Origin of the sequence: Helicobacter pylori SA221C (genome assembly GCF_000476855.1) — a bacterium.
In the GTDB taxonomy this organism is placed as follows: domain Bacteria; phylum Campylobacterota; class Campylobacteria; order Campylobacterales; family Helicobacteraceae; genus Helicobacter; species Helicobacter pylori_DK.
Genome location: NZ_CBPT010000001.1, coordinates 197,460 through 220,869, shown reverse-complemented (window position 1 = coordinate 220,869; position 23,410 = coordinate 197,460). Strand labels below are relative to the sequence as shown.

The following is a 23,410-nucleotide window of genomic DNA, read 5'->3' as shown; positions in this document are numbered from 1 at the left end:
TCTGTCTCATCTGACAACAATTTTTGAAAGAACGCTTGAAATTTAACTATTTTTCATTATTTTTATCAAGTCTTTTTATAGCGTGCGCATACCGCTCTGTTATCGTGTGATTCGTATTTATAGCGTGCTTATAATAACAACCACGCAAAAGCCATAAATTAAAGCCATTGAAAAACACAACCAAACGCATATCTATCCATAGTGCAAAAACACGCTAAAACATTTTTATAGGATTTTAAACCCAAAACCCACTTCAAGCTAACCTAACAAAAATTTATACTATAAAAACACGCTAACAAACACAACCAAACAACCGCAAAAAACATTCAAAAAGTTTTCTTTTTGAAAATAGACAAATCCCTAAAAACACTAAAGATTAAAAATTAATAGAGTGGGTTTCTGCTTTAGCTCTTAAAACAGAGCCAAATCTTTGAAAAGTTTTGAGTTAAACAAGATGATTATGGATTAAACTTTCAATACCCCCTGAGTTTAGTGAGGTTTTCGCATGCTTGTTTCATGCCTAGCTTACAGCCCTTGTCATAAATCATTATGGCGTTTTCTTTATCTTTCATGTTGTAATACATGCCCGCTAGAGCGAAGCAACCCACTTCATCGCCCATATCACAACCCCTTTCATAATTATCAAGGGCTTTCCTCAAGTCTTTTGGAACAGCGTCCCCTTGGGAATACATAAAGCCCATCCTAGAGCAACTCACCGCGCTCCCCATATCGCATGCTTGTTTGAAAAAATTAAAAGCCTTTTGGGGATCTTTTTTGACATACCTGCCTAACATATACATAGAGCCTAAACTCGCACAACCACCAGAATTGTTTAAAGCACAAGCTTTTTGCAAATAATCAAACGCCACTTCAAAATCTTCATCAAGCCCTGCATCGCCATTTTCAAACAAACTCCCTAACGCGCGGCAAGCCTGCCCATCATCTAATCGGCACGCTTTCAAATAATAAATCACGGCTTTATGGTTGCTTTGTTTGACTTCTAAAAAGCCTTTTTCATAAGCCACGCCCAAAACATAACACCCCTTAGCCATATCAAAATTACAGCTTTTTTGATAGTAGGTAACCGCTTGATCGGCATTGCCTTTGATTTTTCTATCATAAATAATGCCTAAATTGTAGCAACTCTCAGGGTGTTTTAAAACGCACGCCTTAGCGTAAGCGTCAATCGCTTCTTGATAATTTTGAGCCGTGCCTAAACCCTCATCATAAAGCCCCCCTAAACCAAAACACCCTTCCCTATCATCAGCCTGGCATGCGGTTTTATAATATTCTAGGGCTTTTTTATAATCTATTCTAGTGCCTTGCCCGTTTTCATAAATGATTCCTAATTGCGTGCAACCTTCACTCACCCCATCGTTGCATGCTTTTTTAAAATAAGATGTAGCTTTAGAATAATTCCCGCTTTTATAGGCTCTTTCAGCAACCCCCAAAAAACTATTGTCTTGTTTCCCCCATAAATGGGCGTTCAAGCTCCAAAAAAATAACCCACAAACTAATATTTTTAAAATTTTGACACTCATTTTTACCTTCTTTTAAATTCTGATTTTTAGAACCCTTCTTTAATCAAAACAAAAAATGCAACGCTCCATTTTAGCATAAATCAAGCGCTTTGATTAAGGCTTGGAAGGATCTTTACTTTCCTCTTTACGCCCTTCTTTATGCTCTAAAGAGGTGATGTAAAGGTAAATCGCTTGGATTTCTTCTAAATTGAGGTTGTATTTAGGCATCATGCCTTTGCCCAAACTCAAGGCGTCTTTAAAGGTTTTAAAATCTAAATGGTTGATTTTAGGGGCGTAGAGGATTTTTTTTTCGCCTTTTTCATAATAAAAAGTGATTTCTTGTTGTTCGCCTTTAATGCCATGGCATTTCGCGCACGCAATACCCCTAGGGTTTTTATAAAGAGCCATCCCGTATTCCAAATCAGAGATGAAATCCGCTTCTTTAGCGCTCAAACTTAACCACCACCAAAACAAAACTAGCGCGATAAACAAACGCATTAAAACAACTGCGCCTTTTCTAAAATTTCTTTCGCCCCGCTTTGCAAAAATTCTTCTAAAAGCTCTTGCACTAAATCAAAAGCCCTAGTCTTATCCCCTTGCTTTTCTTTAGTGATGACTTCTTTCCCGTTAGGCAAGCCCAAAACCGCCTGGATTTTAACCCTATCGCCCATTAAACTCGCATGCACGCCTATAGGGATCTGACACCCCCCATTAAGCCCTTTGATAAACTCCCTTTCTAAATGGCAACAAAACGCGCTTTCTTCATCGTTGAGTTTTTGAAGCGTAATAAAATGCTTGTGGTTTTTGAGCATTTCTACCCCTAAAGCCCCCTGACCCATGCTAGGAATCATTTCTTCTACGCTAAAAGCCTTGCGGTATTTCGCCCCTTGAATTTCTAGGCGGCATAACCCGGCTTCAGCTAAAATGATAGCGTCAAATTCACCGCATTCAAGCTTTTTCAAACGGGTTTGGACATTCCCCCTTAAGCTTTCTGTGTCTAGATCCTGGCGCTTCAGTTTGAGCTGCATGGAACGCCTTAAAGAAGTCGTGCCAACCTTGGCTCCTTTAGGCAAACTCATCAAATCAGGGAATTTCACGCTTAAAAAAGTGTCTCTCACATCAGCCCTTTTGGTGATGCATGCCAAGTCTAACCCCTTTTCAAACACGACCGGCACATCTTTTAAAGAATGCACCGCCAAATCAATTTCGCCTTTTAAAAGCAATTCTTCTAATTCCTTAGTGAATAGCCCCTTACCGCCAATCTTATTTAAAGGGGTGTCTAAGATTTTATCGCCCTTAGTCTTAACGATTTGAATCTCGCTTTCTATCAAGCATTCTTTTTTCAAGCGTTCTTTAATGTAATTCGCTTGCCATAAGGCTAGTTCGCTCCCCCTAGAGCCAATCACTAAATTTCCCACTCACTCCCCCTTATTCGCTCGCTAATAGTTCTAAAATTTTTTCTTCTAATTCTGCGTCTTTAAGCGTTTGTTTTTCTAAATTAGCGCGTTTGATGCATTCAAATTCTTTACTCTCTAAAGTTTGCTTCCCAACAATTAGCGCCAATCGTTCCCCAATCAATTCAAAATCCCTCATCTTTGCCCCAAAACGCGCGTCTCTGTCATCTAACAGCGCATCAACGCCCTTTTGGAGCAGCCTTTCATACACTTCAAAAGCGAGTTTTTTTTGCGCTTCATCTTTCCAATTAGAAACCACGATCACCACATCAAAAGGAGCGGTATTTTTCGTCCACACACAGCCTAGATCATCGCTTTTTTGCTCTAAAATCGCGCTGAGCAATCGGCTAATGCCTATCCCATAGCACCCCATTTCAAAAAATTGCTCCTTGCCATTCTTATCCAAGAAACTCGCCTTCAAGCTTTTAGCATAGCCTTGCCCGAGTTTGAAAATATGCCCCACTTCCAAACTCTTATGGTATTTCAACGCTCCATGACAATTGGGGCAACGATCGCTCTCTTTAACCTGGACAATATCCGCATAAACAAGATTTTCAAACCCTTTTAAATCCACGCCCACCGCATGAAAATCCTTTTCATTAGCCCCAGCGATCAAGCAATCGCCCTCTTTTAAATCTTCATCAAAAACAATGTAAGAAACATGCTTTTTCAAGCCATAAGGCCCTATAAAACCAGCTATCAACCCCGCATTATCCAAATCTTTTTGACTCGCTTCTCTCAATTCTAAAGCACTCGCTCCTATAATGTTCAAGGCGTTTAGAGCCTTAACTTCCTCTAAATTGTCATCGCCCCTGACAAAAAAGCACGCTAGGGTTTCTTTATCTTTATGGATCACTTTTCTCACAAGCGCTTTTAAAACAAAATAAGGCTCTGTTTTAAAAAACTCCGCCACGCTTTGCGCACTGGTGGTATTAGGGGTGGGGAATTTCGCTAATTGCGCTTTGGGGACATTTAAAGGCTCAGGCCTTTTAGAGCGTTTAGCGATTTCAATGTTGGCGGCATAATCGCAATTTTTACACACCACGATCGTGTCTTCCCCGCATTCTGTTAAAACGACAAATTCCTTGCTTTTACTTCCTCCAATCGCCCCACTATCCGCTTCCACAATGCGAAAATCCAAACCCAAATCGCTTAAAATCTCCTTATAAGCGTTTTGCGTGTTTAAAAATTCCTTATCCAAGCTCTCAGCGTCTTCATGAAAGCTATAACCATCTTTCATGATAAATTCCCTCGCTCTCACCAGTCCGAATCGCGGGCGGATCTCATCACGGAATTTCGTGTGGATTTGATAGAGATGCACGGGTAATTGCTTGTAGCTTTTAATGAAATTAGCGGCAATTTCGGTGATATTTTCTTCTAAAGTGGGGCTTAAAACAAAATCATTGTTTTTTCGGTCTTTAAAAACCAATAATTCCTTGCCGTATTTATCCAAACGGCCTGATTTTTCCCACAAACTCGCCAAAACCACAAAACTCATTAAAATATTTTGCGCCCCATGCTCTTGCATGCGTTTGTGCGTGATGTTTTCTATTTTGTCTAGCACTTTTTTAGCTAAGGGCAGGAAATTATAAATCCCACTGCCTACTTGATAGATGTATCCTGCTTGAGCTAAGTGTTTATGGCTTTTTAACACGGCATCTTTTGGGGGTTCTTTGAGAGTGGGGGCAAAAAGTTTTGAAAACAGCATGCATTATTCCTCGTAATATTCGCATTTATAGAGATTCAAATTCTGGGCATGACAAGTGGTAGATTTGTCTAAATTAAACAAGTTTTTAATCGTGCCCACAAGCACATCGGATTCTTCTTTTTGAGCGTTCTTTTTTAAAGCGATAGTAGGGTGGTGTAAAAAGGTATTGAAAGCGTTGTGCAAGATCTTTTCAATATTGCTTTCGTATTCTTTAGGCACATAGCGTTTTTTGAGCGCCTTTTGCAATTCCTTTTGGGCTGAAATCCTAGCCAATTCCCTTAAATCCTTAATCACAGGCTCTACTTCTAAACTTTGGATCCATTGGTAAAACTCCATTGTGGCAAGCCCTACAATCTCATAAGCTTTCGTCCTGCTCTCTTGCCTGTTTTCCACATTTTCTTTCACCATAGGCTCTAAATCATCCACGCTGTATAAGAAAATATTATTAAATACCGGCTTTTCAATATTCCGTGGCACGGCTAAATCAAACCAAAAACGCCTGAAACTCGTTTCTTTTAACATGGAATTTTGCACGATAAAATTCGGCGAAGAAGTGGCGCAAAAAAGCAATGCGTATTCATTGATATAAGCGTTTAAATTTTCTATATTTTGAAAGCCCACTTTTTTAGGCCCTTCTAATTCCTTGACAAAATTTTCAAATTTAGCCGCATTACGCCCTAAAATAAGCACTTCAAATTGCTTGTTTAAAAGGTGTTTGATGACTAATTGAGCCATCTCGCCAAGCCCTATCACAAGGGCTTTTTTATCCTTAATCCTTTCTTTTTCAAAAATATTAAGCGCTTCTTTGACCGCCACTGAAGAGATGGAAACCCCTTGCTTGGAAATGCCGGTTAAATTGCGTACTTTAGCGGCGCATTTGAAAGCAAAATGGAGCAATCGGGTTAAATCTTTAGAGCAAAATTTCTCTTCAAAAGCGAATTTATAGGCGTTTTTCATCTGCCCTGTGATTTGAGTTTCCCCCACCACCAAGCTATCCAAACTGCTGCACACGCTAAAGACATGATGGACTGCGCTTTCATCAGTATTGATTAAAACGCATTTTTCTAAATCAGACACGCTCATTTTTTTATTTTGAGCCAAAATCTTTAATAGTGCGCTTTTTTGTTCATTAGTATTAGCGCCGTGCTTTAGGCTCGCATAGATTTCAAAGCGATTGCATGTGGATAACACCATGCACTCTTTGATGTTAGGGCAGTGGGTTTTAATGGTTTGTAAAAATTCTTTAAGCGTTGTGCTCGAATTGATAGCGAGTTTTTCTCGCATTTCTAAGCTCATGCTTTTATGCGTAAAGGCTAGGGTGAAATATTTTGACAAATGAGTTTCTAACTCCATTAAAAAGTCCTGTAAATGACATCTTGTGCTAGTTTTTCTAAAATCAAATTGTTTTCCCCTTTAATGGCTTCAAGGGCCTTTTTAGAATAAACTTGAGCGATCTTAAGGGTTTCTTCTATGATACCATATTGCTTGAATTTTTCCTTAGTCCATTCTATGATTTCATGACTATCTTGTTTAAAATAAGAAATTAAAAGCCCTTGCTCATGCTGATTCAATTTTTCATATAAAAGCAAGTAGGGTAGAGTGGTCTTGCCCTCTTTAAAATCGCTAGAATTGGGCTTACCTAGAGTTTTGGCGTCTTGAGTGATGTCTAATAAATCATCAATGATTTGAAACGCCATGCCAAAATGCAGTCCAAAATCCGCATACATTTTGGCGTCTTTATTTAAAAGAATCGCCATGCTTTTTAAACTCGCTTCTATGAAATGAGCGGTCTTGTCTTCTAAAATACGCCAGTATTTTTGTTTGTCGCTATTAAAACTTTCCCCCACAAACACGTCTTCAATCTCGCCCCTAGAGAGCCTTAAAACCGCATTAGAGAGAATTTGAGTGATTGCTTCGCCCATTTTGGATAGTTCAAAAAAGGCTTTAGAATAAAACACATCCCCAAGCATCACGGCGTTAAAATTCCCAAAAAGAGCGTTAATGCTAGGGAGTTTTCGGCGCATGGTCGCTTTGTCAATCACATCATCATGCAACAAAGAAGCGGTCTGTATCATTTCTACAATCGTGCACAAATTGAAGGCTTTATCCAATAAAATAGCGTCTGTTTTTTCGTCTAACAAAGCGAGCATGAGTTTGGAACGCAGCATCTTTGAAGGGCCAATCTTAGAAAACAATTCATCGATAAAGCCGCTTTCAATTTCTTTGATCCAAGAAGCGATTTTATTTTGAATGGCTTGAAGTTGTTTTTCTTGCATGCAAATTCCTTAAGGCTCTTTAGGGGAAAAAACAAGGGGCATAAGGGCTAAAAATCTTAAAGTGGCTTTATCTTCTTTAAAATCTTTAAACACAAGCGACAGAGTGCTGTTAGAAGAAAATTTTTCTTCAAAGACTTTGAGATTATAGGTGTTTCTCGCATGATCGGTGTATAAAATAAACTGGTAAGGGAAATGGTTAAAACGCATGTTGATGACTAAACCTTTATTTGCATATAGCGTCCAATAGAGCGTGATTTCTTTGGTTTGTTCATTTGAAGTGTCTTTGATGATCGCTTTAAACACTTCATCTTTTTTTAATTCTAGCGTTTTATCTATCCCATAATCAAGCCCAAACGCCTCTAAAAAAAAGAGAAATATCAAGCCATAGCGGATAAGCTCATTCATTCCCGCTGAGAATATTTGCCATGGATTGGATCACAATGTCTGTTTTTCTGCTCTCTATTTTTTGTTGCAACTCTTCATCCATTCTTAAAGCTTTAGCGAAAGATTCAAACTTTTCTTCCAAGTCTTCTTTTTCTATAAAAGTTTCCAAAAGAGCCAAAAGCTCTAAAAGCCTTTCTAGCTCTTTTTTAGAAAGCTTTTTGCTCGCATGAAAAATAATGTCATTCCACTTGTCTAAGGGGTTTCCCTCAAAAATTTCAAGCTCGCTGTAATCTCTCATGCTAGCTTCTTTTTGATAGCTTAAGCCAAATGGGCTTCTAGCATCCAAATGGATTTTTGCAACTTGGCCAATTGATCGTCTGCATAAGTTACGGTGACTTTATCACCTTCTTTTTCAGCGGTGTTAGAAAGCTCTTTAAATTCTTTTTCTAGGTGTTTGTAATCGCCTAGAATTTCTTTAAAGATGTCTTTAGAGTGGAAGCTTGTTTTAGTTTCTTCTTTAACGCGAGTGAGTTTGAGCGCTTCGGATAAAGTGACTAAGGGGTGATGCCCTAATTGAGCGATTCTTTCAGCGAGATCATCAAACATGTCCGCAAATTCTTCATAAATTTCTTCAGTGGCTTTATGCACATTGAAAAAATCGGTGCCTTTCACATTCCAATGGAAGTTATGCACTTTCATAAATAACACGATCGCATCCGCTTGCAAATGTTTTAAAATTTCAAATGTTTTCATCAAAAGTCCTTTTTTTAAAATTGTTTTAGGCTTTTATTTTCATAAAAACCTTGATCGCTATCCTACACCAAAAGAGTTAATAAAAAATTTTTTTGATCTTATTTTTGTCAAATATTGATAAACCCTATTCAATTTAATATTATTTAATCTTTTTAAAATTTCGTTTTATAGTAAAACTCATTTTTTAAGGGGGATAGTTATCCAAATTAAGAAGCGTTAAGAATCTTAATTTCAAAGGTTTTTTCTTGATTTTCTAATAGCGCAATGCTCCCTTCATGGGCTTTAACCACTTGTAAAGACAAAGCTAACCCTAAGCCATTACCCTTTAATTTAGTGGTTTCAAAAGGCTCAAATAAAGCGCTTTTGTTTTCCACTTCCTTGCCGTTATCAATAATAGTGAAGACAATAAATTCGTTTTGAATGAACGCTTCAATCTTCACTTGCCCCTGTTCGCTCTCTTCTAAGGCTTCAATCGCATCAATAGCGTTATACAAGAAATTTTGCAACACAATCCCCATCAAATCAAAGTCAAAAAACCCTTCTTCGTCGCTAAAATTAAAAAGAAAATCAATGTCTTTAGAGTAAGTGTAGCAATTTAGGGCTTCTTTGAGATCGCTCTCTAGCGTTTTCAAACTTTGCTTGGTGCGGTTGGCTTGAATGCCTTTAGAAAAAAGCAAGGTGGCTTTAATGATTCTTTCTACGCGCCATAAAGCTTTTTGCAATTCTACAACAATGGGCTTAGTCTTTTCGTTCGCATGCTTTAATAACACCGAAGCTAAAAGGGAGATAGAGCCTACAGGGTTTCTAATCTCATGGGCTAAATGCGCTGAGATTTTTCCCATAGAAGCGAGCCGCTCTTGGCGTTTTTGAGCGCTAATATCGGTTGCGGTGATGATTTGCTTGCCTTGAATGCTGTTTTGCTGGACTAAATAGCTTTTGTTTTCATGTTCAATTTCAGTGTTAAAATTTTCTAATTTAGCCTTATTGAACACCTCATGGCTTTGATTGGCTAAAGAATTTTTATAAAAAAAGCTCCCGTTTTCATTCATCACCCAAATGGCTTGCGGTAAAATCTCTATGACCCACTCATAAAGGGCTTTATAATCCTTAAATTCCTTTTCCACCTTGTAGCTTTGTAAAATGAATTGGTTTAAAAGCCCTAGCAATTCTTGCATGTCTTTTTTATTGGAAAAATTCTCTAATAAATCTTCGCTCTCTTTGGGTTTAAAATTTTCTAATGAAATCACATTGTCTTCCTTTTTTAACAACCCCTTGAAAGAAGAAGCCCTATCAGAGTGTTTCAAATGGGAACGCTTCAAATAAGGGCGTTTTAAGCGCTTGGATTTTTTCATGGTTTTTGTTTTTCTCGCTCTTTTAAGAAATTAAACAGCATTTCGCTATAGCCAAAATTCCCGCTCAATTCTTTAGAAAGGGTGTCCTTATACATGGATGCATAAATCTCATCGCCTGGGGCTTTAGGATACAAAGGGTTATCCATTTTCATAGCGCTATCCAGCATGAATTTTAAAAGCAACGCTTCAAAAGAATCGGTTTGTTCTTTGAGGAGCTTGTCGTTTTTAGTTTGAGCTAGCGCTTTTAATTTCTCTTCGCTCGCTAATTTAGAAATGTTGTATTGCTCTAACATGGCTTTATTGTTGTTTATCATAGTATCTCCATTTCAGCGCTAATCGCACCGCTTTTTTTTAGGGCTTGCAAGATTGAAACCATCCCCTTAGCGCTCACGCCAATTTTTTGTAAGGCTTTTACCACCCCGGCAATGGTGATGCTTTTCCCGTTAGAACTCAGCGTGTTGTGAGCGGTGTCTAAGGACATGTTATTGTCTAAATCCTGCGTGTTTTTAGAATCATTTAAAGGCTCTTTAGTGATTTTTAGCGTGATGTCTTGGCTTGTAACCACTATAGGATGCACCATTATATCCACTCCTGAAACGATCGTGCCTGATTTTTCATCTACAATGATCTTATTTTTCGCGCTGTAATTAATAGGGATTTCTTGCACTAAAGCTAAAAACTCCACCATAGAAAGACGCTCTGGGCGGGTGATTTGAATGGTTTTTGGATCTAGCGCTATGGCTACTTTATTGCCAAATACCTTATTTAAAGTGTTTTGCACTTGGATAGCGTTTTTAAAATTGGGGTTTTTCAGGCTTAAAGTCATGGCGTTTTTATGGAACAAATCATACGAAACTTCCCTTTCAATAGTCGCTCCGTTGATGATATTGGCTGAGAGCAAGTTACTAGAATTGCCTGAAACGATAGCCCCTTGAGCGAGGGCGTAAATATTCCCATCTACCGCATTTAAAGGGGTCATCACCAAAGTCCCTCCTTGAATGGATTTCGCATCGCCAATAGAAGAAATGTGAATATCAATTTTATCGCCCTGTCTTGCAAAGGGGGGCAAGGAGGCTGTAATCATCACGGCAGCGACATTTTTAGATTTAATATCATCCGCAGAGATCTTGACATTCACGCTCTCTAGCATGTTAGAAATGGATTGCATGGTGAATTTTGAGCCGGATTTATCCCCTGTGCCATTTAAGCCAATCACAAGCCCATAGCCAATCAGCTGGTTATCCCTTACGCCCACCACGCTCGCTATATCGCCTATTTTTTCGGCCAAAAGCTTGTGGAAAGCTAATACAAAAATAAGACACAAAAACACCCGTTTCAATCAAACCCTTTCATTTATTTACCCCATCATTTTAGCATAAGCCTTTTATAAAAACTTTAAACCTAATTGAGCGCATTTTTATGCTATACTCAAAAATCTTATAAACTTTAAATCAAAGATTTTAATTTTAGCCTTTTATTAACTTTTTATAAAGTTTTAAATTAAATTGAGGTATGAATCTCCCATGGAATTGAATCAACCACCACTCCCTACAGAAATTGATGATGACGCTTATCATAAGCCGAGTTTTAATGATTTGGGCTTAAAAGAATCGGTTTTAAAATCCGTTTATGAAGCCGGCTTCACTTCCCCAAGCCCCATTCAAGAAAAGGCCATTCCGGCTGTTTTGCAAGGTCGAGATGTCATCGCGCAAGCCCAAACAGGCACAGGAAAAACCGCCGCTTTCGCTCTGCCCATTATCAACAACCTTAAAAACAACCACACCATAGAGGCCTTAGTGATCACGCCCACTAGAGAATTAGCCATGCAAATTAGCGATGAGATTTTTAAATTGGGCAAACACACCAGGACTAAAACCGTGTGCGTGTATGGAGGCCAAAGCGTTAAAAAACAATGCGAATTTATCAAGAAAAACCCCCAAGTGATGATCGCTACACCAGGAAGGCTGTTGGATCATTTAAAAAACGAGCGCATCCATAAATTTGTGCCTAAAGTGGTCGTTTTAGATGAAAGCGATGAAATGTTGGATATGGGGTTTTTAGACGATATTGAAGAGATTTTTGACTACCTCCCTAGCGAAGCGCAGATTTTGCTTTTTTCAGCCACGATGCCAGAGCCGATTAAAAGGCTGGCGGATAAGATTTTAGAAAACCCTATTAAAATCCATATCGCTCCTTCTAATATCACTAACACCGACATCACCCAACGCTTTTATGTGATCAACGAGCATGAGAGGGCCGAAGCGATCATGCGCCTTTTAGACACCCAAGCGCCCAAAAAGAGCATCGTTTTCACGCGCACCAAAAAAGAGGCCGATGAATTGCACCAATTCCTTGCTTCTAAAAATTACAAAAGCACCGCCTTGCATGGGGATATGGATCAAAGGGATCGGCGTGCTTCTATCATGGCGTTTAAAAAAAATGACGCTGATGTGTTGGTGGCTACAGATGTGGCGAGTCGTGGGCTAGATATTAGCGGTGTAAGCCATGTGTTTAATTACCACTTGCCCCTAAATACTGAGAGCTATATCCATCGCATTGGGAGAACCGGGCGAGCGGGCAAAAAAGGCATGGCGATCACTTTAGTAACCCCTTTAGAATACAAAGAGCTTTTACGCATGCAAAAAGAAATTGATTCAGAGATTGAACTTTTTGAAATCCCCACCATTAACGAAAATCAGATCATCAAAACCTTGCATGACGCTAAAGTGTCTGAAGCAATCATCAGCCTTTATGAACAGCTTACCGAAATTTTTGAGCCGTCTCAATTGGTTTTAAAACTTTTGAGTTTGCAGTTTGAAACCAGTAAAATTGGCTTAAACCAGCAAGAAATTGATGCGATTCAAAACCCTAAAGAAAAAACGCCAAAAACCCCTAACAAAAAAACGCACCCGCATGAGCAAGCGCGTTCTTTCAAAAAGGGTCAGCATAAAGACAGACACCCTAAAACAAACCACCATTCTAAAAAACCCAAACGCCGTTAAAATATTTAAAAAGGAAATTCATGCCCATTGATTTGAACGAACATTTAAAAAAGAAAAATTCTCAAAGAGAAACCCCCACGCCTAATACGCCTAATAATGGGGGGCGTTTCATCCCGCCGTCTAACTCTTTTAATTCTAAAAAACTATCGGTTTTAATTGTCATTGTCCTTTTAGGCGTTATCGCTTTTTTGGCCAAGCCTTTTGAAGTGATTAGCTCAGGAGAAATTGGCATTAAAATCACCGCCGGGAAATACGAACCCACCCCCTTACAGCCAGGAATCCACTTTTTTGTGCCTATCATTCAAGACATTCTCATTGTGGATACAAGGATTAGGAATATCAATTTTTCACGCACCGAAGACATGGGTGTGGCGGGTAAAAACCAAGGGATTTTTAGAAACGACGCTATTAATGTGATGGATAGTAGGGGTTTGACCGTTTCTATTGAACTCACCGTGCAATACCGCCTAAACCCTCAAACCACCCCCCAAACGATCGCTACTTATGGCTTATCTTGGGAGCAAAAAATCATCAACCCTGTGGTGCGCGATGTGGTGCGATCTGTCGTGGGGCGCTATCCGGCTGAAGATTTACCCATTAAGCGCAATGAAATCGCCGCTCTTATTAATAGCGGTATCAATAAAGAAGTTTCTAAGCTCCCCAACACCCCTGTGGAATTAAGCTCTATCCAATTGAGAGAAATCGTCTTACCCGCTAAGATTAAAGAGCAAATTGAAAAAGTCCAAATCGCGCGCCAAGAATCAGAAAGGGTGAAATACGAGGTGGAGCGCTCCAAGCAAGAAGCTCAAAAACAAGCCGCTTTGGCTAAAGGGGAAGCGGACGCTAATAGGATTAAGGCTCAGGGCGTGGCGGATGCGATCGTGATTGAGGCTAAGGCAAAATCTCAAGCTAATTTAAGCATTTCACAAAGCTTGAGCGACAAGCTTTTAAGACTGCGCCAAATTGAAGTTCAAGGCCAGTTTAATGAAGCGTTAAAAACGAATAATAACGCTCAAATCATGCTCACTCCAGGCGGGGCTGTGCCTAATATTTGGATTGACACTAAAAGCAAGGTTAAATCTAGCATTGCCGAGAGTAAAGAGCCTTAAAAACGCATGGCGTCTCTTGCCTTTATCCAAGCTTTTTTGGAGTCTTTTAAGGGATTTTTAAACCAAGCGACTTTAATCAGCGTTTTAATAGCAAGCGTTTTAATCCTTTTTTGCGCGATTTTGCTCCTTTTGGCTCTGCTTTTGAGAAACCGTTGGGCTAGTTATATAGCAACAGCAGCTTTTTTGGGCGCGTTTTTAAGCATGCCTTTTGTTTTAAGCTTTCTACTCACTCAAGCGATTTACCCCATAGAAACACGCATTTTACACGCTAACCCCTTAAGTTATAGCAACGCCTTTTCTTTGCAAGTGGGAGTCAAAAATATTTCCAAATTCAGTCTAAACAAATGCGTTTTACGCCTAGAAGTCCTTAAAAACCCTCACAATTTTGTGGAAGAGCGAGCTTTTAAATGGTTTGTCAAAAAAAGCTATGAAAAAACCTTTAAAGAAAAGATTTTGCCTGAAGAATCCAAGGTCTTTTCATTCTTTATTGACGACTACCCTTATTCAAAAACAGCCCCCTATCAAGTTTCTTTGTTTTGTTTGTAGAAAAAAGCGATTAAAAATACTAAAGGCATAAATTTTAAAATAAAGCTTTAAAGCCTAGACTCCAACAAACGCTTCGTATAAGCGTGCTTAGGGTTGTCAAACACCTCTTTAATAGCGCCCATTTCTACGACTTTCCCCTCACTTATCACTAACACCTTATCGCAAAACGCTTTGATCACATCTAAATCATGGCTGATAAACAAATAGCTCAAATCCTGCTTTTCTTGTAAATCCAACAATAATTCCAACACGCTTTTTTGAATGCTTTTATCTAAAGCAGAGGTTGGCTCATCTAAAAGAATGATTTTAGGTTTTAAGGCAATCGCTCTAGCGATCGCTACTCTTTGGCGTTCCCCTCCGCTGAGTTCATAAGCGTAAAAGTTAAGCAATTCAGGGTTTAAACACACTTCTTCTAAACAAAGTTCAGCTAAATGGTGCCATTCTTCTTTGGAAGCCTTAGGGTAAGCAAAGCGCAAGGCTTCTATTAAAATGCTTTGAATGCTTAAGCGAGGGTTTAATGACGCGTAAGGATCTTGAAACACCATTTGCAAGATCTTGCGGTAGGGTTTGAACGCCTTAGAATTTAAAGATCCCACGCTTTGGCCTAAAATCTTTTCTTCCCCGCTGTTTAGAGCGAGTTTTAAAAGCCCTAACGCTAGAGAGCTTTTCCCGCTCCCGCTTTCACCAATGATGCCGATGTTTTCTTTAGCTTTGAGGGAAAAATCCACCGATGCGATAAGGGGTTTTTTTAAAGAAGATCTAAAGAAGCGTTTTTGCAAGTAATAAACGCTAAAATCTTTCACCTCTAAAAGCGTCTCATCTAGCGCTTTTAAGTTTTTAGCGGGCAAGTTTGAAGCCTGAATCAAGAGTTTTGAATATTCGTGCTTGGGGTCATTAAAAAGCTCTTTAGTCAAATTGGTTTCTACTATCTCGCCTTTTTTTAGCACATAAACCCTATCAGCCAAGCGTTTGACCGCCTTTAAATCATGGCTAATGAATAAAAGGGCGATGTTTTTTTCCGTGCTCAATTGCTTGAGTAAGTCTAAAATCTGGTTTTGGATTTGCGCATCTAGCGCGGTGGTAGGCTCATCGCAAATGAGCAGTTTGGGCGCATTAATAATGCCCATAGCGATACACACCCTTTGGCGCTGCCCTCCGCTCAATTCATAAGGGTAACGATCCAAAAATTTTTCGTCTAATTGGACTTGTTTCATGGCGTTTAAAACTTTTTCTTTAAGGAGCGTTTTAGAAGCGTTTTTATGGTGTAAAAAATAGGCTTCACTCATTTGCTTGCCGATTTTATGCAAGGGGTTTAGGCTGGATAGGGGGTCTTGAGCGATGTAAGCGATCGCATTACCCCTTAAATGTTGCATAAATTCTTCGCTTTCTTTTAAAAGGTTGGTTGTTTCAAACAACACTTCGCCGTTATGGGGTTTGAATCTAGGGTTTAAACGCATGATGATATTAGCGATAGAGCTTTTCCCGCTCCCGCTCTCGCCCACGATCGCCACCCTTTCGCTAGGATTTAACGAAATATTGATGTTTTGGAGCGAAAAATGCGCGTTTAAAACGCAGTTCAAGTTTTTGATTTCTAGCATGTAACCCCCTTATTTGAGCATGTTAGCGTTGAAAGCATCGCGCACCCCTTCGCCAATGAACACCAAAACAGAAAGCAACAAGCTAATGGCTACAAACGCAACGATGGCTAAATGGGGCGTGGTGAGGTTATCCTTGCCTTGATTGACCAATTCGCCCAAACTCGCGCTCCCTATGGGCATGCCAAAACCCAAAAAATCCAAAGACACTAAAGTGGAAATACTGGCCGCCATTAAAAACGGCACATAAGTGATCGTCGCCACTAAAGCGTTAGGTAAAACATGGTAGAAAATGATTTTTAAATCATTCACCCCAAGCGCTCTAGCGGCTTTGGTGTAGTCCATATTCCTTGCTTTTAAAAACTCCGTGCGCACGACTTGAGAAAGCCCCATCCAGCTAAAGAGTAAGACTAAAAACAAGATGATCCAAAAATTAGAATTGAACGCGCTAGAAATTACAATGAGTAAAAAAAGCATGGGGATCGTGCTCCAAATTTCGCTCAATCTTTGCCCCACTAAATCTATTAACCCTCCATAATACCCCTGAAACGCTCCCAAACTCACGCCAATAAGAACGCTAAAAAGGGTGAGTAAAATCCCAAACACTAACGAAACACGATAGCCATAAACCAGCCTGGCTAACACGTCTCTGGCTTGATCGTCTGTGCCTAAAAGGTGTTTGAAGCTTGGGGGGGTGGGGGCAGGCGAGTCTAAATCCATAATGATCGTATCATAGCTATAAGGAATGAGCGCATGGATGATGAAAGCGTCTTTTAAAAGCGTGTTTTGCACATAAGGATCGTTATAATCCGTAGGGGTGAAAAAATCGCCTCCAAACTCCACTTCCGCATAGTTTTTAAACATAGGGAAATACGCCTTATTGTCTTTATAGATAAATAAGGGGCGATCATTCACCCACAAGGGGGCTAAAAGAGAAAGCGCTAATAAAGCGATAAAAAGATAGAGTGAAAACACCGCCCGCTTATTCTTTTTAAAACTAAGAATACGCATTTTAAACAAACTGCTCACGCTCAAACTCCCTTGATGAAAAACAATCCCTAAGATTATAATTAATTATGGGTAATACTAGCAAGAAAACGGGTTTGATCCATAAAGAAAGAGAATAAGCGTAATAATGGTGGAGTGTAGGGGGTTCGAACCCCTGACCTCAACGCTGCCAGCGTTGCGCTCTCCCAACTGAGCTAACACCCCAAATAAAATTAAGCGAGCATTATAACATTTTGCTTAAAAGATGTCAATTTGATGCTTTTTTGAAACACTTAATAGCAAATTAAGAATGATTATCTTAAAATTAGAGAGTTTCTTTTATGGATTAAGTAAAATCACTTATCAAAGCAAAAAGGATATTTTTGAAAAACCACTCCTTTAAAAAAACGATCGCTCTTTCTTTACTAGCGGGCATGTCTTTGTGCAGGGCTGAAGAAGATGGGGCGTTTTTTGTCATTGATTATCAAACGAGTTTGGCCAGACAGGAATTGAAAAATCCAGGCTTCACCCAAGCGCAAGAATTAAAGCAGTTAATCAGAGATGGGGCTGTGAGGTTGCAAACTTCTGCCATTCCCTTATCCTACTACTTGGATATTTTAGGGAATAAAACAAAAATTCTCTTGAGTGAAAGCCTGAAAAACAGCTCGCAAGTGCAACCATCGCAACCAAACGGACAAAGCACACCAAACCCAGCTTTAGTCAATTTAGAAGAATCTCTAGGGATTTTAGGAAAACTATTGGATCTATCCCAACAATACGCTAGTCAGGGTGTCATTAAGCCTTTGGTGGTGGATGTAGGGAAAGAACAAATCGGTATCACTGATAGCATGCTCTTAGTGGCTCAAAACATCGTTTTAGCTTTAGGGCAAGTGGATTTGAGCAAAATCCAACAAAACAATAACGAGCAACTATACCAAAATATCATGAAAGTCATGCTTTTAGGTGCAGGCGGGACTAATGGAGCGTATAACGGCGTGAGTGTGGGCGATATTGCCACAGGCATGCAAAATTTTTCTTCGCAAACGGGCTTGATAGGGGCTAATTCTACGGTTAGCGAGCTCAACGCTTTGATTAAGAGCGGGATTTCTTTGGATCGTGAGACTTTGGGGTTAGGGAGTTTTATTGAAAAAAATATTTGTAGCAGTGCATCGCCTTGTTTTACTGGGAGTCAGCTTGTTTATAGGAAAGGGCTAGATAGAGTCATAAACATTATTAACGCGAGTTTAGGCCAGTTTGAATCTTCGGCTAGTTCTCTTTATAAGATTTCTTATATCCCTAATCTCTTTTCGCTCAAAGATTATCAGTCAGCGAGCATGAACGGCTTTGGGGCTAAGATGGGTTATAAACAATTTTTCACCCATAAGAAAAATATTGGCTTAAGGTATTATGGGTTTTTGGATTATGGCTATGCGAATTTTGGCGATACGAATTTAAAAGTGGGAGCAAATCTTGTTACTTATGGGGTAGGAACGGATTTTTTATACAATGTGTATGAACGCTCTAGAAGGAGGGAAAGGACTACAATCGGTCTTTTCTTTGGTGCTCAAATTGCAGGGCAAACTTGGAGCACGAATGTAACGAACTTATTGAGCGGGCAAAGGCCTGATGTCAAGTCCAGCTCGTTCCAATTCTTGTTTGATTTGGGCGTGCGCACCAACTTTGCAAAAACCAATTTCAATAAGCACAGGCTAGACCAAGGGATAGAATTTGGGGTGAAAATCCCTGTTATCGCTCATAAATATTTTGCAACCCAAGGCTCAAGTGCGAGCTATATGAGGAATTTTAGCTTCTATGTGGGCTATTCAGTCGGTTTTTAAGGAAGGCTCTTGATGAAAAACACCAATACAAAAGAGATAAAGAATACAAGAATGAAAAAAGGTCAATACCATGCACTTAAAAAGGGGCTTTTGAAAACCGCTCTGCTTTTTAGCCTTCCTTTAAGCGTGGCGTTAGCTGAAGACGATGGCTTTTACATGGGAGTGGGCTATCAAATCGGTGGTGCGCAACAAAATATCAACAACAAAGGTAGCACTCTAAGGAATAATGTCATTGATGATTTCCGCCAAGTGGGCGTGGGTATGGCAGGGGGTAACGGGCTTTTAGCCTTAGCGACAAACACGACCATGGACGCTCTTTTAGGGATAGGCAATCAAATTGTCAATACTAATACAACTGTTGGCAACAACAACGCAGAATTAACCCAGTTTAAAAAAATACTCCCCCAAATTGAGCAACGCTTTGAGGCGAATAAAAACGCTTATAGCGTTCAAGCCTTGCAAGTGTATTTGAGTAATGTGCTTTATAACTTGGTTAATAATAGTAATAATGGCAGCAATAATGGAGTCGTTCCTGAATATGTAGGGATTATAAAAGTTCTCTATGGTTCTCAAAATGAATTCAGTCTCTTAGCCACGGAGAGTGTGGCGCTTCTAAACGCGCTTACGAGAGTGAATCTGGATAGTAATTCGGTGTTTTTAAAAGGGCTATTAGCTCAAATGCAGCTTTTTAATGACACTTCTTCAGCAAAGCTAGGCCAGATCGCAGAAGACTTGAATAAGAGCGGTGGTGCAGGAACCATGCTCCAAAAGGATGTGAAAACCATCTCGGATCGAATCGCTACTTACCAAGAGAATCTAAAACAGCTAGGAGGAATGCTAAATAATTACGATGAGCCATACTTGCCCCAATTTGGGCCAGGCAAAAGCTCTCAGCATGGGGTTATTAATGGCTTTGGCATTCAAATGGGCTATAAGCAATTTTTTGGGAACAAGAGGAATATAGGCTTACGGTATTACGCTTTCTTTGATTATGGCTTTACGCAATTGGGCAGTCTTAGCAGCGCTGTTAAGGCGAATATCTTTACTTATGGCGCTGGCACAGACTTTTTATGGAATATCTTTAGAAGGGTTTTTAGCGATCAGTCCTTGAATGTGGGGGTGTTTGGAGGCATTCAAATAGCGGGTAACACTTGGGATAGCTCTTTAAGAGGTCAAATTGAAGACTCGTTTAAAGAATACCCCACTCCCACGAATTTCCAATTTTTGTTCAATTTGGGCTTAAGGGCTCATTTTGCCAGCACCATGCACCGCCGGTTTTTGAGCGCGTCTCAAAGCATTCAGCATGGGATGGAATTTGGCGTGAAAATCCCGGCTATCAATCAAAGGTATTTGAGGGCCAATGGGGCTGATGTGGATTACAGGCGTTTGTATGCGTTCTATATCAATTACACGATAGGCTTTTAAGCTCTTTTTAGGGCTTATAAAGAGGCTCTTTACTTTTTTTTGGTATTCTAGCAAGCTTTTAAACAATCCAATCTACTTTGTTTTAAGGATAATATTTTATGGCAGATGTCGTTGTGGGAATCCAGTGGGGAGATGAGGGGAAGGGAAAAATTGTTGATAGGATCGCTAAAGATTATGACTTTGTGGTGCGCTATCAAGGTGGGCATAATGCGGGGCATACCATTGTGCATAAGGGGGTTAAGCGCTCTTTGCATTTAATGCCCTCAGGGGTTTTATACCCCCAATGCAAGAACATCATTTCTAGCGCGGTGGTCGTGAGCGTTAAGGATTTGTGCGAAGAAATCAGCGCGTTTGAGGATTTAGAAAATCGTTTGTTCATTAGCGACAGAGCCCATGTGATCTTGCCCTATCATGCCAAAAAAGACGCTTTTAAAGAAAAATCTCAAAACATCGGCACGACTAAAAAAGGCATAGGCCCTTGCTATGAGGATAAAATGGCCAGAAGCGGGATAAGAATGGGGGATTTATTAGACGATACCATATTAGAAGAGAAACTAAACGCTCATTTCAAAGCCATTGAGCCTTTTAAAGAAGCGTATGATTTGGGCGAGAATTACGAAAAAGATTTGAGAGGGTATTTTAAAACTTACGCTCCAAAAATTCGCCCCTTTATCAAAGACACGACAAGCATGCTGATAGAAGCGAACCAAAAGGGTGAAAAAATCCTATTAGAAGGGGCGCAAGGCACGCTTTTAGACATTGATTTAGGGACTTACCCTTTTGTAACAAGCTCTAACACCACGAGCGCTAGCGCATGCGTGAGTACCGGCTTAAACCCTAAAGCGATCAATGAAGTGATAGGCATCACAAAAGCGTATTCCACTCGTGTGGGTAATGGGCCTTTCCCTAGCGAAGATTCTACACCCATGGGCGATCATTTAAGGACTAAGGGTGCGGAGTTTGGCACGACAACCAAGCGCCCAAGGCGTTGCGGGTGGCTGGATTTGGTGGCTTTAAAATACGCTTGCGCTTTGAATGGTTGCACGCAATTAGCTTTAATGAAATTAGATGTTTTAGACAAAATCAATGAAATTAAGGTGTGCGTGGCTTATGAAAGAAAGGGCGAAAAATTAGAGGCTTTCCCTAGCGATTTGAAAGATTGCGTGCCGATTTATCAAACTTTTAAGGGCTGGGAAAAAAGCGCAAGCGTGAGAAAATTAGAGGATTTAGAGCCAAACGCTAGAGAGTATATCCGTTTTATTGAAGAAGAAGTGGGGGTGAAAATCCGCCTTATTTCTACAAGCCCTGAAAGAGAAGACACGATTTTTCTATGAAAAAATTCGCTTCTGTATTGGTGCAATTAAAAACCCTTGCGTTAGAAAAAATAGAGCAAAAGCTTGAAAGCAAGCGTTTAGAATGGCAGCAAAATGAGCGAGAAATTTTGGACAAACAAGCCCAATTGAGCGCGTTTAAAAACCCTGAATTGGGGGGAATGAGCCTTTTTTTACAAACCCAGCAATTAAAAAGCGCTCTAAGAATGGAGATAGAATATTACCAACAAGAGGGCGAGAATTTAACTAAGGATTTAAAAATTTTAGAAAAAGAGTATCTTTTGGCTAACCAGGAATTAGAAAAAGCTAAAATCATTTTAGAAAATGAAAAGCGAAAAGAAAAGGAAATTTTGGAAAAAAAAGAGCAGGCTCTTTTAGACGAAAACGCCATGATTTTACACTGGCAAAAAAAGGGCTTGCATGCGTAAAATTTTGTTAGTGGGCTTGATTTTACAAGCGCTCTTTAGCGAAGAAGCCGCGCAAGAATTGTTGCAATGCTCTGCGATTTTTGAATCTAAAAAAGCCGAATTGAAAGACGATTTGCGCCGATTGAGCGAAAAAGAGCAGTCTTTAAGGATCTTGCAAACCGAAAACGCCCGTCTTTTAGATGAAAAAACCGATCTGTTGAACCAAAAAGAAAAAGAAGTGGAAGAAAAACTGAAAAATTTAGCCGCTAAAGAAGAAGCCTTTAAAACCTTACAAACGGAAGAAAAAAAACGCCTTAAAAATTTGATAGAAGAAAACGAAGGCATTTTGAGAGGAATCAAGCAGGCTAAAGACAGCAAGATTGGCGAGACTTATTCTAAAATGAAAGATTCTAAGTCCGCCTTGATTTTAGAAAATTTACCCACTCAAAACGCCTTAGAAATTTTAATGGCGCTAAAACCCCAAGAACTCGGTAAAATTTTAGCCAAAATGGATCCTAAAAAAGCGGCGGCTTTGACAGAGTTGTGGCAAAAACCTCCACGAGAAAATAAAGAAAGCCCAAAAACCACAGCACCCACGCCCCCTATAGCGCCCACGCCTTTAAAAGAGCCGATGATAAAAAATCCTAACACCAAAGAGCCTGCAGGGGTATGATGTTCATTGTAGCGGTTTTAATGCTGGCGTTTTTAATCTTTGTCCATGAATTAGGGCATTTCACGATCGCTAGGATTTGTGGGGTGAAGGTAGAAGTCTTTAGCATTGGTTTTGGCAAAAAACTCTGTTTTTTTAAGCTTTTTGGCACGCAATTCGCTTTGTCTTTGATCCCGCTTGGGGGCTATGTGAAATTAAAGGGCATGGATAAAGAAGAAGATGGAACGAATGAAACCGCAGATGACAGCTACGCACAAAAAAGCCCTTTTCAAAAGCTATGGATACTGTTTGGGGGGGCGTTTTTTAATTTTCTTTTTGCGATTTTAGTGTATTTTTTTCTGGCATTGGGTGGGGAAAAAGTCTTACTGCCCGTCATTGGCGATTTAGAGAGTAACGTGCTAGAAACCGGGCTATTAAAGGGGGATAAAATCCTTTCTATCAACCACAAAAAAATAGCGAGTTTTAGAGAGATTAGAAGCGTAGTGGCGCGTGCTAGAGGCGAGTTGGTTTTAGAAATAGAGCGAAACCATCAGATTTTAGAAAAACGACTGACCCCTAAAATCGTAGCGATAATAAGCGATTCTAACGATCCTAATGAAATGATCCGGTATAAAGCGATAGGCATCAAGCCGGACATGCAAAAAACAGGCGTTGTTTCTTATTCCTTGTTTCAAGCGTTCAAGCAGGCCTTGAGTCGGTTTGAAGAGAGCGTTGTTTTGATTGGGGATTCTTTAAGGCGTTTGATTATGGGGAGCGCTTCAGTTAAGGAATTGAGCGGGGTAATAGGCATTGTGGGAGCGTTAAGCCATGCCAATAGCGTGAGCATGCTTTTGTTGTTTGGGGCGTTTTTGTCTATCAATTTAGGGATTTTAAATTTATTACCCATTCCAGCCTTAGATGGGGCGCAAATGTTAGGGGTCGTTTTTAAAAATATTTTTCATATCACTTTGCCAACACCCATACAAAATGCGTTGTGGCTAGCGGGGGTGGGGTTTTTGGTTTTTATCATGTTTTTAGGGCTTTTCAATGATATTACTCGTTTGCTATAAAAGG

General features: G+C 39.8%; 23 protein-coding genes and 1 tRNA gene. 9 read left to right on the top strand and 15 right to left on the bottom strand.

What is annotated here, in order from left to right; translation table 11 throughout:
• Positions 1 to 473: 473 nt before the first annotated feature.
• The 12 genes from hcpE to QU01_RS01020 form a co-directional block, all read right to left on the bottom strand.
• On the bottom strand, positions 474 to 1,541 hold the full coding sequence (gene hcpE / locus QU01_RS01075; RefSeq protein WP_033761539.1) for a Sel1-like repeat protein HcpE: 1,068 nt from the start codon (positions 1,539 to 1,541) through the stop codon (positions 474 to 476).
• 93 nt (positions 1,542 to 1,634) lie between these two features.
• Positions 1,635 to 2,018, bottom strand: a complete 384-nt coding sequence (locus tag QU01_RS01070; protein ID WP_033761537.1) for a c-type cytochrome — start codon at positions 2,016 to 2,018, stop codon at positions 1,635 to 1,637.
• Positions 2,018 to 2,938: a hydroxymethylbilane synthase gene (hemC, locus tag QU01_RS01065; protein WP_033761536.1), complete on the bottom strand. Its 921-nt coding sequence runs from the start codon at positions 2,936 to 2,938 to the stop codon at positions 2,018 to 2,020. Before hemC ends, QU01_RS01070 begins: the two co-directional genes overlap by 1 nt.
• 10 nt (positions 2,939 to 2,948) lie before the next feature.
• Complete coding sequence (gene proS, locus QU01_RS01060; protein ID WP_033761535.1) at positions 2,949 to 4,682, bottom strand: proline--tRNA ligase; 1,734 nt, start codon at positions 4,680 to 4,682, stop codon at positions 2,949 to 2,951.
• A gap of 3 nt (positions 4,683 to 4,685) precedes the next feature.
• Complete coding sequence (hemA, locus tag QU01_RS01055; RefSeq protein WP_033761534.1) at positions 4,686 to 6,035, bottom strand: glutamyl-tRNA reductase; 1,350 nt, start codon at positions 6,033 to 6,035, stop codon at positions 4,686 to 4,688.
• Positions 6,035 to 6,958: a polyprenyl synthetase family protein gene (locus QU01_RS01050; RefSeq protein WP_033761533.1), complete on the bottom strand. Its 924-nt coding sequence runs from the start codon at positions 6,956 to 6,958 to the stop codon at positions 6,035 to 6,037. The genes hemA and QU01_RS01050 overlap by 1 nt, the downstream gene beginning before the upstream one ends.
• Before the next feature lie 9 nt (positions 6,959 to 6,967).
• Entirely contained in the window at positions 6,968 to 7,363 is a 396-nt protein-coding gene (locus QU01_RS01045; RefSeq protein ID WP_033761532.1) for a hypothetical protein, read from the bottom strand.
• Complete coding sequence (locus QU01_RS01040; protein ID WP_001206051.1) at positions 7,356 to 7,640, bottom strand: DUF2018 family protein; 285 nt, start codon at positions 7,638 to 7,640, stop codon at positions 7,356 to 7,358. Before QU01_RS01040 ends, QU01_RS01045 begins: the two co-directional genes overlap by 8 nt.
• A gap of 20 nt (positions 7,641 to 7,660) precedes the next feature.
• Positions 7,661 to 8,095 carry a DNA starvation/stationary phase protection protein gene (gene dps / locus QU01_RS01035; RefSeq protein WP_000846455.1) on the bottom strand — a complete coding sequence of 145 codons (435 nt, stop codon included), beginning with the start codon at positions 8,093 to 8,095 and terminating at the stop codon, positions 7,661 to 7,663.
• A gap of 206 nt (positions 8,096 to 8,301) precedes the next feature.
• Positions 8,302 to 9,447, bottom strand: coding sequence for an acid survival sensor histidine kinase (gene flgS / locus QU01_RS01030; RefSeq protein ID WP_000748826.1), 1,146 nt, complete (start codon positions 9,445 to 9,447; stop codon positions 8,302 to 8,304).
• Positions 9,444 to 9,761, bottom strand: coding sequence for a hypothetical protein (locus QU01_RS01025; protein ID WP_033761529.1), 318 nt, complete (start codon positions 9,759 to 9,761; stop codon positions 9,444 to 9,446). The genes flgS and QU01_RS01025 overlap by 4 nt, the downstream gene beginning before the upstream one ends.
• Positions 9,758 to 10,786, bottom strand: a complete 1,029-nt coding sequence (locus QU01_RS01020; RefSeq protein ID WP_033761526.1) for a flagellar basal body P-ring protein FlgI — start codon at positions 10,784 to 10,786, stop codon at positions 9,758 to 9,760. The genes QU01_RS01025 and QU01_RS01020 overlap by 4 nt, the downstream gene beginning before the upstream one ends.
• Before the next feature lie 184 nt (positions 10,787 to 10,970).
• On the opposite strand from QU01_RS01020, the gene QU01_RS01015 reads away from it, so the two are divergent.
• Genes QU01_RS01015 through QU01_RS01005 form a run of 3 tightly spaced genes read left to right on the top strand, consistent with a single transcriptional unit; the run spans position 10,971 to position 14,104 of the window.
• A complete protein-coding gene (locus QU01_RS01015; RefSeq protein ID WP_033761524.1) occupies positions 10,971 to 12,449 on the top strand; it encodes a DEAD/DEAH box helicase in 1,479 nt (492 codons plus the stop codon).
• 20 nt (positions 12,450 to 12,469) lie between these two features.
• On the top strand, positions 12,470 to 13,558 hold the full coding sequence (locus QU01_RS01010; protein ID WP_001121075.1) for a prohibitin family protein: 1,089 nt from the start codon (positions 12,470 to 12,472) through the stop codon (positions 13,556 to 13,558).
• Between the two features lie 6 nt (positions 13,559 to 13,564).
• Positions 13,565 to 14,104, top strand: coding sequence for a DUF2393 domain-containing protein (locus tag QU01_RS01005; protein WP_033761523.1), 540 nt, complete (start codon positions 13,565 to 13,567; stop codon positions 14,102 to 14,104).
• A gap of 47 nt (positions 14,105 to 14,151) precedes the next feature.
• On the opposite strand, the gene QU01_RS01000 is transcribed toward QU01_RS01005, so the two are convergent.
• The 3 genes from QU01_RS01000 to QU01_RS00990 form a co-directional block, all read right to left on the bottom strand.
• Entirely contained in the window at positions 14,152 to 15,702 is a 1,551-nt protein-coding gene (locus tag QU01_RS01000) for a dipeptide ABC transporter ATP-binding protein (RefSeq protein WP_033761521.1), read from the bottom strand.
• Positions 15,703 to 15,711: 9 nt separating this feature from the next.
• Positions 15,712 to 16,734 (bottom strand): ABC transporter permease, encoded by a 1,023-nt coding sequence (locus QU01_RS00995; protein ID WP_195742648.1) that lies wholly within the window; start codon positions 16,732 to 16,734, stop codon positions 15,712 to 15,714.
• A gap of 101 nt (positions 16,735 to 16,835) precedes the next feature.
• Positions 16,836 to 16,911 (bottom strand) — tRNA-Ala (locus QU01_RS00990).
• Positions 16,912 to 17,069: 158 nt separating this feature from the next.
• On the opposite strand from QU01_RS00990, the gene hopF reads away from it, so the two are divergent.
• From hopF to rseP, 6 genes are all read left to right on the top strand, one after another.
• Complete coding sequence (gene hopF, locus QU01_RS00985) at positions 17,070 to 18,524, top strand: Hop family outer membrane protein HopF (RefSeq protein ID WP_033761520.1); 1,455 nt, start codon at positions 17,070 to 17,072, stop codon at positions 18,522 to 18,524.
• 12 nt (positions 18,525 to 18,536) lie between these two features.
• Positions 18,537 to 19,949, top strand: coding sequence for a Hop family outer membrane protein HopG (gene hopG / locus QU01_RS00980; protein ID WP_033761517.1), 1,413 nt, complete (start codon positions 18,537 to 18,539; stop codon positions 19,947 to 19,949).
• Between the two features lie 98 nt (positions 19,950 to 20,047).
• Positions 20,048 to 21,283 (top strand): adenylosuccinate synthase, encoded by a 1,236-nt coding sequence (gene purA, locus QU01_RS00975; protein ID WP_033761515.1) that lies wholly within the window; start codon positions 20,048 to 20,050, stop codon positions 21,281 to 21,283.
• Positions 21,280 to 21,708 (top strand): flagellar export protein FliJ, encoded by a 429-nt coding sequence (locus QU01_RS00970; protein ID WP_033761513.1) that lies wholly within the window; start codon positions 21,280 to 21,282, stop codon positions 21,706 to 21,708. Before purA ends, QU01_RS00970 begins: the two co-directional genes overlap by 4 nt.
• Positions 21,701 to 22,360, top strand: coding sequence for a MotE family protein (locus QU01_RS00965; RefSeq protein WP_033761512.1), 660 nt, complete (start codon positions 21,701 to 21,703; stop codon positions 22,358 to 22,360). The genes QU01_RS00970 and QU01_RS00965 overlap by 8 nt, the downstream gene beginning before the upstream one ends.
• A complete protein-coding gene (gene rseP / locus QU01_RS00960) occupies positions 22,360 to 23,406 on the top strand; it encodes an RIP metalloprotease RseP (protein ID WP_080248309.1) in 1,047 nt (348 codons plus the stop codon). Before QU01_RS00965 ends, rseP begins: the two co-directional genes overlap by 1 nt.
• The last annotated feature ends 4 nt before the right edge of the window (positions 23,407 to 23,410 follow it).